Consider the following 11,929-nt stretch of genomic DNA (forward strand, 5'->3'; position numbering starts at 1 on the left):
GTGAAGAATGCGTCACATTGACGGGCGGTCAGGGCCGTAGCGGCGCGGCGCGGTCGCGCGGTCAGAGCCGGAGCAGGCGACGGGCGTTGGCCGCGTACAGCGAAGGCAGCACCGTGGCCGGCAGGTCGAGTGCGTGCACCTGCCAGCGCCCCTGGGGCGGGACCGCCTCGTCAGGGGCGTAGGAGAACGCCTCGTCCGCCGACTCGAGGAAGCGGAACCACAGGCGGTAGTCGTCGCCGCGAGGGGGGAACGCGTCGGTCCCGAACAGCACCCGCTCGGGGTGGCGGAGGAAGAGTGCCCGTGCCGCCCGCGGCTGCCGGCCGAGCTCGGCCATCCGCCCGCCGAGGTCGATGTGGAAGTTCGGATAGGCGGTGAGCATGCGGTCGACCCACCGCAGGTCCTCGGCGTTGCAGCCGACGTGCGCGCCGATGAAGACCGTGCCCGGATGGGCCTTGACCAGGACCTCCAGGGAGCGCATCAGCTCTCCGAACGTCGGGAAGCGGTCCCGGTCACCGAACCACCAGTCCGGGTTCTCGATCAGCTCTTCGAGCCGTTCGTTGTGCCGGTCCAGGGGCTCGAAGAAGGCGACGGGATCGGCACTGTGGATCAGTACCGGCACCCGCAGCTCGGCGCAGGTCCGCCAGATCGGCGCCAGGCGCGGATCACCGGGCGGCAGCAGCCCGCCGTCGGCGTCGCGGACCCGCAGGCCGAGGTCCTTCCACACCTTGAGGCCGCGGGCGCCGCGCGCGACCGAGGCTCGGAGCTCACGGACCAGCCGGTCCACCCCGTCCGGCTCGGCCACCAGCCGCCAGTCAAGCTGGCAGAAGGTGACGAAGCGGCCCGGATAGGTGGCGTCGTACCGGTCGAGGTTCTCGCCGAGCTCCTCCCCCCAGCGGCCGTCGAGGTTGACGACCGTCGCGACCTGGCATTCGTCCATCATCGCGATGAGCGCCGCCGCGTCCCGGACGAGCCAGCCGCCGTCGGGCGACAGCCACCGTCCCAAGTGGTTGTGCACGTCGACGCACGGAACGGCGGCGGTCGGCACCGACGTGACCTCGGCCCGCGCCTGGGAACGAGGGGTGTAGTCGCGGAGCCTCAGCTCAGCCAGCGAATCAGCGCTCATTGCGCAGATTCAACCAGTCTGGGTGATCGGATAAGCGCGAGTGGGGTCGAAAGTCAGCAGATATCGCCTACTCGCCCGCCTCCAGGTCACCCTCGAGATCGAGGTAGGTCTGGCGGAGGCGCTCCAGGGTCTCGGCGGCGGGTTCGGCCCACAGGCTGCGGTCGGCGGCCTCGAGCAGCCGCTCGGTGATGCCGCGCAGCGCCCAGGGGTTCGAACGCTCCATGAACTCGCGGTTCTCGGCGTCGAAGACGTACTCCTGCGCCAGCTTCTCGTACATCCAGTCGTCGACCACCCCGGCCGTGGCGTCGTAGCCGAAGAGGTAGTCGACGGTCGCGGCGAGCTCGAAGGCGCCCTTGTAGCCGTGCCGGCGCATCGCGGCGATCCACCGCGGGTTGACGACCCGGGCGCGGAACACCCGGTGGGTCTCCTCCCCGAGCGTGCGCGTCTTCACCTGGTCGGGCAGCGCGGAGTCGCCGACGTAGGCGGCGGGGCTCTTCCCGGTGAGCGACCGGACCATGGCGACCATGCCGCCGTGGTACTGGAAGTAGTCGTCGGAGTCGACGATGTCGTGCTCGCGGGTGTCCTGGTTCTTGGCCGCGACCGAGATGCGGCGGAACGCCGCCTCCATGTCCGGGCGCGCCTCCCGCCCGTCCAGGCCGCGCCCGTACGCGTAGCCGCCCCACACGGCGTACACCTCGGCGAGGTCCCGGTCGTCCCGCCAGTTGCGGGCGTCGATCAGCGGCAGCAGGCCCGCGCCGTACGCGCCCGGCTTCGAACCGAAGATCCGGCTGGTCGCGCGCCGCCAGTCGCCGTGTCCCGCCATGTCCTCCAGCGCGTGGGCGCGCACGTGGTTGTCCGGCTCGTCGAGATCGGCGACCGCGCCGATCGCGTCGTCCACGAGCGCGATGACGTGCGGGAACGCGTCCCGGAAGAACCCGGAGATGCGCAGGGTGACGTCCACGCGCGGCCGGCCCAGCTCCTCTTTCGGGACGATCTCGAAGCCCGTGACACGGCGCGACGCCTCGTCCCACACCGGGCGGACGCCGATCAGTGCCAGCACCTCGGCGATGTCGTCGCCCTGCGTGCGCATCGCGGCGGTCCCCCACACCGTGAGGCCGACGCTGCGCGGGTACTCGCCGGTGTCGTCCAGGTGGCGCTGGATCAGCGACTCGGCGAGGGACACCCCGACGTCCCACGCCGTACGGGACGGGATCGCCTTCGGGTCGACGGAGTAGAAGTTACGGCCGGTCGGCAGCACGTTGACCAGCCCGCGCGTGGGCGAGCCGGACGGGCCGGCGGGCACGTAGCCGCCGTCGAGCGCGTGCAGGACCGCGTCGATCTCTCGCGACGTGGCGTCCAGGCGCGGCACGACCTCGTGCGCGCCGAACTCCAGCAGGCGTACGACGTCGGGAACCTCACTGCCGAGCACCTCGGCGCAGACGGCCGCCGCCCGGGAGGCGTCCCAGCCGAGCGTCTCCATGCCGACGACGAGCCGGCGCGCCACCGCCTCGAGGAGGTCGACCACGTCGGAGGCGGTCCGCGCGGGACCGTCCACGAGCTCGGCGAGCGCCGTGGCCTCGACCCGCGCGCCCGGTTCGGCGAGCAGTTCGCGCTCGTCCAGCCCGTAGGCCTGCGCGATCGCGGCGCGCAGGCCCGGCAGCGCGCCCGCCCGGCCCGCCCACACCTGCGCGGCGCGAAGCACGGCCAGCACCAGGTTGACGCGCTGCTCCGCCTCCGGCGCCTGGCCGAGGATGTGCAGGCCGTCGCGGATCTGAACGTCCTTGATCTCGCAGAGGTAGCCGTCGATGTGCAGGACGAAGTCGTCGAAGTCGCCCTCGCCCGGCTCGTCGCTGACGTGCAGGTCGTGGTGGAGCTCGGCGGCCTTCACCAGCGTCCAGATCTGGGCGCGCACGGTGGGCAGCTTCGCCGGGTCCATCGCCTGGACGGTGGCGTACTCGTCGAGGAGCTGTTCGAGCTTGGCCAGGTCCCCGTACGTGTCGGCGCGCGCCATCGGCGGCACCAGATGGTCGACGACCACGGCGTGGCCGCGCCGTTTCGCCTGGGTGCCCTCGCCCGGGTCGTTGACGATGAACGGGTAGACGAGCGGCAGGTCGCCGAGGACCGCGTCCGGAGCGCACTCGGCCGACAGCCCGAGGCCCTTGCCGGGCAGCCACTCAAGCGTGCCGTGCTTGCCGAGGTGGATCACCGCGTCGGCGCCGAACACCTCGTCCAGCCAGCGGTACGCCGCCAGGTAGTGGTGCGAGGGCGGCAGGTCGGGGTCGTGGTAGATCGCCACCGGGTTCTCCCCGAACCCGCGTGGCGGCTGGATCATCAGCACGACGTTCCCGAACCGCAGCGACGCCAGCACGATGTCGTCGTCATCGGTGTACAGCTCGCCCGGCGGCTCGCCCCAGTGCTCCCGCATGCCCTCGCGCAGCGACTCCGGCAGCGCGGTGAACCACCGCTCGTAGTCCTTCAGCGGCACCCGGGCGGGCGCGGCGCGCAGCTGGTCCTCGGTCAGCCACTCGACGTCGTGGCCGCCCGCCGCGATCAGCGAGTGGATCAGCGTATCCCCGTCGGTGGGGTGGTCGCCGACGTCGTAGCCGGCCTCGCGCAGGGCCGCGAGCAGGCGGACCGCCGAGACGGGCGTGTCCAGGCCGACGGCGTTGCCGACGCGGGCGTGCTTGGTCGGGTACGACGACAGCACGATCGCGAGCCTGCGCTCGGCGACCGGCGTGTGCCCGAGCCGTGCCTGGCGGGCGGCGATCCCGGCGACGCGTGCGGCCCGCTCCGGGTCGGCGGTGTACACGGGGATGCCATCCGGTCCCTCCTCCTTGAAGGAGAACGGCACCGAGATCAGCCTGCCGTCGAACTCGGGGATCGCGACCTGCATCGCGGCGTCCATCGGGGACAGCGCGGCGTCCGACGCCTCCCAGGTGGCACGGGACGTCGTCAGGCACAGCCCCTGGATGACGGGGACGTCCAGGGCGGCCAGCGCCCCGGCGTCCCACGCGTCCTCGTCACCGCCCGCCGACGCGTCCGCGGCCACCGCCCCGCCTGCGGCGAGCACGGTGACGACCAGCGCGTCCGCCCGGCCCAGCAGTTCTAGGAGCTCTTCGTCGGCGGAGCGCAGGGAGCCGCAGAAGACGGGAAGCGCGTTAGCGCCCACCTCCTCGATCCGCTCGCACAGCGTGTCCACGAACGCGGTGTTGCCGGACAGCTCGTGCGCCCGGTAGAAGACGACGCCGACGGTCGGCCGGCCGTCCTTCGGCTCGGCGCCGGTCTGGTGCACGCCGTACGCCGGCATCCGCCGCGGCGGCTCGAAGCCCTCGCCCGTGAGCAGCACGGTGTCGGACAGGAAGCGGGCCAGCTCCCGCAGGTTGTCCACGCCGCCCTCGCGCAGGTAGTCCAGCGCCTCCGCGGCGACGCCGGCGGGCACCGTCGACAGCGCCATCAGCTCGGCGTCCGGAGCGGCCTCCCCGCCCAGCGCGATCAGCGGCAGGCCCCGGCGGCGCAGCTCCTCCACGCCCTCCTGCCAGGTCTTCAGCCCGCCGAGCAGCCGGACGACCACGACGTCGGCGCCCTCGCAGAGCCCATCGAGGTCGGCGACGTCCAGCCGGGACGGGTTGCCGGTCACATATCCGGCGTTCGCGGAGCGCGCCGACAGGAGTTCGGTATCGGCCGTTGAGAGCAGCAGGACACGCACGTGTCGTTCCTTCCCTCGGGGGTCCTCGCCCCGGCTCGGGTAAAAGGTCACCGACGGCGGGAAGTCTCCTGACTCCCAGGTCACCGCTCCCCCGCGGCCTTCCAGCTGGTCGCCGTGGCCGTACACGCGGGTTCGCTACCTGGTCACAGTTGCGGGACAGCCCCGGATTCACACCGGGTTCCTTCCCCTCTCCGTCGCGCGCCCAGTCTACGAGCACCACCCTCGGCCCGCACTGCCCCAGGTCACCCGGCTCTGACCCCGGTCTTGGATGAAACTCCCAGGACGCCCACGGGACCGCCCGCGACCATCACCCTTGACATGATGAAGAACTTCATTATGGTGAAGAACTAGTCGCCTCGAAATGGACATTGAGGGAGGTCGCAGTGAAAGATGCCAGCGTGCCGGAACCCGAGCTCGCCATCGTCGCTGTCGGCCGCCAGATACGTGCTCTGCGCAAGGAGCGCGGTCTCACCCTCGACGAGCTCAGCGAGCGGTCCGGCGTCAGCACAGGGCTGATCAGCCAGGTCGAGCGCGGCAAGGGCAACCCCGCCTTCGCCAGCCTCGCCCAGCTCGCGCACGGACTCGACGTGCCGATCGGCCGGTTGTTCCACATCACGGACCAGGTCTCACCCGTGGTTCGCAAGGATGAGCGGCGCAGCCTCAGCCCGCACGGCACCGACGACAGTGCGGTGTACCAGTTGCTCACGCCGAACCTGGACGGCGCTCTGGAGGTGCTGTGGGTGGAGACCTCACCCGGGCATGACACGAGCGCGACCCCGTTCCGGCACAACGGTGAAGAGTTCGGCCTGCTGTTGTCGGGGCGCAAGGACGTCTACGTCGACGGCGTGAAGTACAGCCTGGAGCCGGGTGACTCGATCACCTACCCGTCCAGTGTCCCGCACTGGTATTCCAACCCCGGATCCGAACCCGCCGTCTCCATCTGGGTGATCACGCCTCCCACCTGGTAGGCGCCCGTCTCTCTCAGCGCACCGCGACCGTACGGTCCCGGTGTCGGCCTCGCGCGGCCTGATGCCGCCCGACACCCCAGCGAGGTGCCCTCATGGCATCCACCCTTGACCAGCAGACGTCGGCCGCGGCCGGCCGGCTCTCCTCCCGTCGTACCCTGCTCGCCCTCGGCGGCGGCAACGCCATCGAGTGGTTCGACTGGACCGTCTACGGTCTGCTCGCCGCCCTCATGGGCCCGCATTTCTTCCCGAGCGCCGATCCGGTCTCCGCCACCTTGTCCGCGCTGGCGGTATTCGCGGTCGGCTTCGTCGCACGGCCGCTCGGCGCGATCATCCTCGGCACGCTCGCCGATCGGGTCGGCCGCCGCCGGATCATGCTCGTCTCGGTCGGATCGATGGCCGTCTCGGCGGTCGTCATCGCGGTGCTGCCGACCTACCAGGAGATCGGGGCCTGGGCCGGTGTCATTCTCGCCTGCAGTCGCATCGTGCAGGGCATCTCGACCGGCATCGAGGCACCGCTGACCTCGACGTACGCCGTCGAACTGGCGCCGCCCGGCAAGACCGCCCGATTCGGCGGAATCCTGGGTTCGTACGTGCAGCTCGGCATCTTGGGCGCGTCCGTGGTCAACTTCGTCACGAGCGCCGTCGTCGGCGACGCCGCCATGGCCGACTGGGGCTGGCGGGTGCCGTTCGTGGTCGGTGCGGTCGCGGGCATCGGGGTGCTGTGGCTGCGCCGCGGCCTGCCCGAGACCACGCATGCCGAGCCGGGCACGGGCACCCGCGACCTGTGGGCGCAGGTCGGCCGGAACAAGCTCGCCCTGCTCGCGATCGTCTTCGTGGTCGCCGGCGCGCAGACGTTCAACTACGCGTGGAATGTCGGGCTGCCTGGCCTGGCCCGCTCGGTGTACCACGAGAGCCCCACCGCGATCTTCGGGGTGACGTCGCTGCTCGGCGTTGTCTGCTCGATCCTCTTCATGGTCTTCGGGCGGGCCGCCGACCGGTTCCGCATCTCGCGGACCTTCGTCGCCGCCCAGCTCCTGGCGGTCCCGTTCGTCTTCCTGATGCTCGCCTACAACAGGCCGGGCGTGGTCGTGTTCGCGGTGGTCATGTTGCTGGGCGGCGTGAGCATGGCCTTCACCATGGCGCTCTACAACGTCGTCGCGGCGACTCTGATGCCGGCGAGCTGCCGGGTCACCGGGGTCGGCCTCGGCTACGCCGTCGGCGTCGCCCTGTTCGGTGGGACCGCGCCCTACCTGCTCCTCTGGCTCCGCAAGATCGGCGCCGTGTGGGCCTTCCCCGCGTACGCCGCCGTCATCTTCCTCGTCAGCGTTCTGCTGTACCGCATTGCCTACCGGCGCGGCTCGGTCCGCGTCGGCGACTGAAGGGAGAACCCTTGTCCATCCGACTTCCCGACCGTGAGGCGCCCGTCGTCCGGCGGTCCGACGTGATCGTCGTCGGCGGCGGCCCCGCCGGGGTGGCCGCCGCGGTCGCCGCGGCCCGCGGCGGCGCGAGCGTGACCCTGCTGGAGCGGTACGCCGCGCTCGGCGGCCTGGCCTCCGGCGGCATGGTGCTCGTCCTGGACGACATGTGCAACGGAGACGAGGTGACCGTCGGCGGTGTCGTCGACGAGTACGTCGAGCGGATGCAGAAGCTCGGCCTCGCCGTCTATCCACCCGTCGAGGAGCGCGTCTCCTCGACCGAGATGTGGAACAAGTGGGGCCGATGGGGCTCGTTCGACTTCCATTCCCACACCAACCCCAAGCCGATCTGCTACTCGGTCGCGTTCGATCCCGACGGCTGGAAGCGGGTCTCCAACGACCTGATCCAGGAGAACGGCGTCCACCTGCGCCTGCACAGCTGGTTCTCCCAACCGGTGGTCGAGGACGGTGTGATCAAGGGCGTCGTATGCGAGACCAAGTCCGGTCCTCAGGCCGTCATGGGCGATGTGGTCATCGACACCACCGGCGACATCGACGTCGCGTCCCGCGCGGGCGCCCCGTACACGCACGACCGGTACCTGACCACGCTGGTGTTCCGGCTCGGCGGTGTGGACACCGCCGCCGCCGAACGGTTCGAGCAGGAGAACCCGCGTGCGGCCCGCGCCATCAACCGCAAGATCAAGCGGATGCTCGGTGGCGCCTGGGAGCTGTGGTGGCTCAAGACCCCGGTGCCCGGCGTCGTGTGGTGCAACTGCCCGCACCTGACCGGATTCGACGGGACCGACCCGGTGTCGATGACCGAGGCCGAGTTCGAGGCGCGAGCCCGGATGACCGCGGCCGTCGACCACATCCGCGAGAACCTGCCCGGCTTCCAGGATTGCCACGTCCTGGACGTCGCCGAGCAGATGGGCGTACGACAGACCCGCCTGTTGCAGGGCGAATACGTCGTCACCAAGGACGACGTGACCACCCGGCGGCACTTCGCCGACAGCGTGGCCCGCGGTCGTGACTACTACACGCCCTATCGCGCGCTGCTCCCCCGCGACGTCGACCAGCTCCTCGTGGCCGGCCGCCACTACTCCGCGACCCCCGAGGCGCAGCGCATCTCGCGGGAGATCCCGCCGTGCATGGCGATGGGCCAGGCCGCCGGATCGGCCGCCGCGCTCGCCGTCGACCAGGGCGTGCGCGTCCGTGACGTGCAGGTATCCGATATCCAACGGCGAATGCGCGACCAGGGCGCAGACCCGGGTGACATACCGTCCGAGAACGCGACCGTTGATGTGGAGGTGTCCGCGTGAGCCCGCTGAGTGGTATTACGATCATCGATTTCACCCAGGTGATGATGGGGCCGAGTTGTACGCAGTTGCTCGGCGACTTCGGCGCCGACGTGATCAAGATCGAGCGGCCGGAGACCGGGGACATCGCCCGGACGACCATCCCGGACCCGGCGGGCCTGGACAACCCGATCTTTCTGAGCCTCAACCGGAACAAGCGCAGCGTCGTCATCGACACGCGAACCGACGAGGGCCGCACGATCGTCTACGACCTGGTGCACGGCGCGGACGTGGTGGTGAGCAACTTCCGTGCCGGGGTGATGGATCGGATCGGTTTCGGGTACGAGCGGCTCAAGGAGATCAACCCGGGAGTCATCTGGGCGTCCGGCACCGGCTTCGGACCCGAGGGGCCGTACCGTCACAAAGGCGGTCAGGACGTCCTCGCCCAGGCGTACAGCGGGGTGATGGCACGGCGCTCCCCGGGCACGCCGCTGACCATCTATCCGACGACGCTGTGCGACTACACCGCCGGGATGCACCTGGTGCAGGGCATCCTGCTCGCGCTGCTGAACCGGGAGCGCACGGGCGAGGGCCAGAAGGTCGAGGTGTCGCTGTACGACTCGATGCTCGCCATGCAGATGCAGGAGGCCACGCAGCGGCTGAACCGCGGCCACGAGATCAACTGGGCGTCGATGCCGCTGACCGGCGTGTACGAGACCACCGACGGCGCGATCTGCATGGTCGGCGGGTTCCGGGAGAACGCGCTGCACCACATCTCGATCGCGCTGGAGATGGACGAGGACCTGTCACTGCGTCCCGAGTTGGCCACGCTGGAGGGGCAGTTCGAGCACCGCCCCGAGTTGCAGCGGCTGTTCGCCGAGGCGCTGGCCAAGGGCTCCACCGAGCACTGGATCAAGCGGCTGGAGGCCGAGAACCTCCTCTGCGCGCCGGTCCACGACCTGGAGGAGGCCCTGGCCGATGAGCAGACCGCGGTCAACGAGATGATCGTGGAGATGGAGCATCCGGCGGCCGGCCGCATCCGGGCGCTGAACGCCCCGATCCACCTGTCCGCGACGCCCGCCGAGGTGCGCCGCGTCCCGCCACGGCTCGGCGAGCACGGCGCCGAGGTGCTGGGCGAGCTCGGCTACGGCCCGGACGCGGTCGCACTGCTCAAGGAGAAGGGGGCACTGCGATGAGCGTCGCGTACGAGCGCGACGGCCACGTCGCACGGGTCACCATCGACCGGCCCGAGGTGCTCAACGCCGTCGACCCGGCCACGCACGCACGGCTGAACGAGATCTGGGACGAGATCGAGGCCGACCGCGGCGTACGGGCGGTCGTCCTGACCGGCGCCGGCGACCGGGCGTTCTGCGTCGGCGCGGACATGTCCGCCGCCGCGATCGCCAAGACCGGCCTGGAGTACTGGGCCGACCTCGACCCGAACGGGTTCGGCGGGATCAGCCTGCGCACCACGCTCGACGTCCCGGTGATCGCCCGGGTCAACGGGTACGCCCTCGGCGGCGGCATGGAAATGGTGCTCGGCTGCGACATCGTGGTGGCCGCCGACACCGCCCGGTTCGGCCTCACCGAGCCGCGTGTCGGCCGGATACCGCTGGACGGCGGGGTGTTCCAGCTCGTACGCCGGGTGCCGCACACCCAGGCGATGGGCCTTCTGCTCACCGGACGCAAGGCGCCGGCCGCCGAGCTGCACCGCATCGGCCTGGTCAACGAGGTCGTGCCCGCCGCCGACCTGGACGCCGCCGTAGATCGCTGGCTCGCCGACATCCTGGCCTGCGCACCGACGTCGCTGCGCGCCATCAAACAGATGGTCCAGCGCGGCATGCACCTGTCCCCGCAAGAGGCGCACGCGATGCGCGTCCCGGCGCTGCTGGCCGCCCTGGACAGCGAGGACGCCAAGGAGGGCGTACTCGCGTTCCAGGAGAAGCGCGCCCCCGTCTGGCCGGACGCGTGATCGCCCCACGAGTCGTCCTTGCCACTCCCTCGACGTGGACGAGGCCGGCCTGGCCAGGCTCGCCGCGTCTCCGCGCGCCGGGGACCTTTCCGGACCGCTGAGCGACGGAACGCCCGCCCGGCGAGGGGCGCGTACCGTGTTCCCATGAGCGCTCGCGTCGACCGGACGATCCGGGTACGCCCGCGGGCACACCTCGCGCCGCTGGTGACGCGCTGGATCGGCTACCACTACGCGGGCTTCGAGCCGGGCACACACCTCGGGCTCCCGTCTCGGCACCTGACCGTCGTCCTCAGCCTGGGCGAGCCCACCCGCACCAGCGGCCCGGCCGAGGAGGACGTCGCTCCCCTGGCGTTCACGGCGCTGGCCGGCGGCCTGCACACCCGTCCCGTGACGATCGTGCACGACGGTGACCTGGCCGGGATCCAGCTCGACCTCACGCCAGAGGGAGCGCGCTCCCTGTTCGGGCTGCCCGCCGGCGCGATCGGCGGGGCGGTCCTGTCCCTCGACGACCTGATCGGCCCGCGGGCCGGGGAGCTGGTCGAACGCCTGGCCGAGGCCACGACCTGGCGGGCGCGATTCGCCGCGGTCGAGGACGTGCTGTCGCGCGGCATCGACCTGCTGCCGGGGCCGGAGCCCGAGCTCGCGTACGCCTGGCGGCGCCTCGCCGAGACCGACGGGACCGTACGGATCGCCGACCTGGCACGCGAGGTCGGCTGGAGCCGGCGGCACCTGGGCGAGCGGTTCGCCGGTGAGTACGGCCTGCGGCCCAAGGAGGCCGCCCGCGTGATGCGGTTCGAGCGCTCCAAACAGCTGCTGCAGCGGCCCGGCCGGCCGTCCCTGGCGGACGTCGCGGCGGCCTGCGGCTACTACGACCAGGCTCACCTGGCCCGCGAGTGGAACGACCTGGCCGGGTGTCCCCCGTCGGCATGGCTGGTCGACGAGGAGCTCCCATTCGTCCAAGGCGACGAGGACGCTCCAGGGGAACGATGAGGGCATGAGCGAAACACGAATCTGGCCCACACTCCGCTACAAGGACGCCCACGCCGCCATCCGGTTCCTCGCCGACGCCTTCGGGTTCGAGGAGGTCGCCGTCTACGAGGACGAAGGCCGGGTCGAGCACGCCGAGCTCCGCGCGCCGGGAGGCGGCGGCGTCATGCTCGGCAGCTCCGCCCGCACCGAGAGCGCGATCGCCGACCTGCCGCCCGGCACGGGATCGGTGTACGTCGTGATCGACGAGCCCGACGCGCTGTACGAACGGGCGGTGGCGGCGGGGGCGACCGTCGTGCAGGGCCTGCGCGACGAGGACTACGGGTCGCGCGGGTTCACCGTCCGGGACCCCGAGGGCGTCTTCTGGAGCTTCGGCACCTACGCGGGCGCGGCGTCCTGACCTCCGGTCAGGACCCCTACGCAGGCGCGGTCGCTGATCGCCGGTCACGGGTCCGGTGACCAG

9 protein-coding genes and 1 riboswitch are annotated in these 11,929 nt (G+C 71.2%); of the genes, 7 read left to right on the plus strand and 2 right to left on the minus strand.

Annotated features, from left to right (window positions below):
* Positions 1–61: 61 nt before the first annotated feature.
* The gene (locus ACQP2O_RS41455) at positions 62–1,123 is read right to left on the minus strand and encodes an amidohydrolase family protein (RefSeq protein WP_433174674.1); all 1,062 of its coding nucleotides are present in this window, start codon (positions 1,121–1,123) and stop codon (positions 62–64) included.
* Between the two features lie 67 nt (positions 1,124–1,190).
* Complete coding sequence (gene cobN / locus ACQP2O_RS41460; protein WP_433174675.1) at positions 1,191–4,829, minus strand: cobaltochelatase subunit CobN; 3,639 nt, start codon at positions 4,827–4,829, stop codon at positions 1,191–1,193.
* Positions 4,830–4,870: 41 nt separating this feature from the next.
* Positions 4,871–5,040: riboswitch (cobalamin riboswitch) on the minus strand.
* Between the two features lie 172 nt (positions 5,041–5,212).
* On the opposite strand from cobN, the gene ACQP2O_RS41465 reads away from it, so the two are divergent.
* From ACQP2O_RS41465 to ACQP2O_RS41495, 7 genes are all read left to right on the plus strand, one after another.
* The gene (locus tag ACQP2O_RS41465; protein WP_433174676.1) at positions 5,213–5,797 is read left to right on the plus strand and encodes a helix-turn-helix domain-containing protein; all 585 of its coding nucleotides are present in this window, start codon (positions 5,213–5,215) and stop codon (positions 5,795–5,797) included.
* A gap of 92 nt (positions 5,798–5,889) precedes the next feature.
* Positions 5,890–7,176 carry an MFS transporter gene (locus ACQP2O_RS41470; RefSeq protein WP_433174677.1) on the plus strand — a complete coding sequence of 429 codons (1,287 nt, stop codon included), beginning with the start codon at positions 5,890–5,892 and terminating at the stop codon, positions 7,174–7,176.
* Positions 7,177–7,187: 11 nt separating this feature from the next.
* Positions 7,188–8,531: an FAD-dependent oxidoreductase gene (locus ACQP2O_RS41475; protein WP_433174678.1), complete on the plus strand. Its 1,344-nt coding sequence runs from the start codon at positions 7,188–7,190 to the stop codon at positions 8,529–8,531.
* A complete protein-coding gene (locus tag ACQP2O_RS41480; protein WP_433174680.1) occupies positions 8,528–9,703 on the plus strand; it encodes a CaiB/BaiF CoA transferase family protein in 1,176 nt (391 codons plus the stop codon). The genes ACQP2O_RS41475 and ACQP2O_RS41480 overlap by 4 nt, the downstream gene beginning before the upstream one ends.
* Complete coding sequence (locus tag ACQP2O_RS41485; protein ID WP_433174681.1) at positions 9,700–10,479, plus strand: enoyl-CoA hydratase-related protein; 780 nt, start codon at positions 9,700–9,702, stop codon at positions 10,477–10,479. Before ACQP2O_RS41480 ends, ACQP2O_RS41485 begins: the two co-directional genes overlap by 4 nt.
* A gap of 144 nt (positions 10,480–10,623) precedes the next feature.
* Entirely contained in the window at positions 10,624–11,469 is an 846-nt protein-coding gene (locus tag ACQP2O_RS41490; RefSeq protein ID WP_433174682.1) for a helix-turn-helix domain-containing protein, read from the plus strand.
* A gap of 4 nt (positions 11,470–11,473) precedes the next feature.
* Entirely contained in the window at positions 11,474–11,866 is a 393-nt protein-coding gene (locus ACQP2O_RS41495) for a VOC family protein (protein WP_433174683.1), read from the plus strand.
* The last annotated feature ends 63 nt before the right edge of the window (positions 11,867–11,929 follow it).

Origin of the sequence: Actinoallomurus sp. CA-150999, assembly GCF_050942425.1 — a bacterium.
Lineage (GTDB): Bacteria > Actinomycetota > Actinomycetes > Streptosporangiales > Streptosporangiaceae > Actinoallomurus.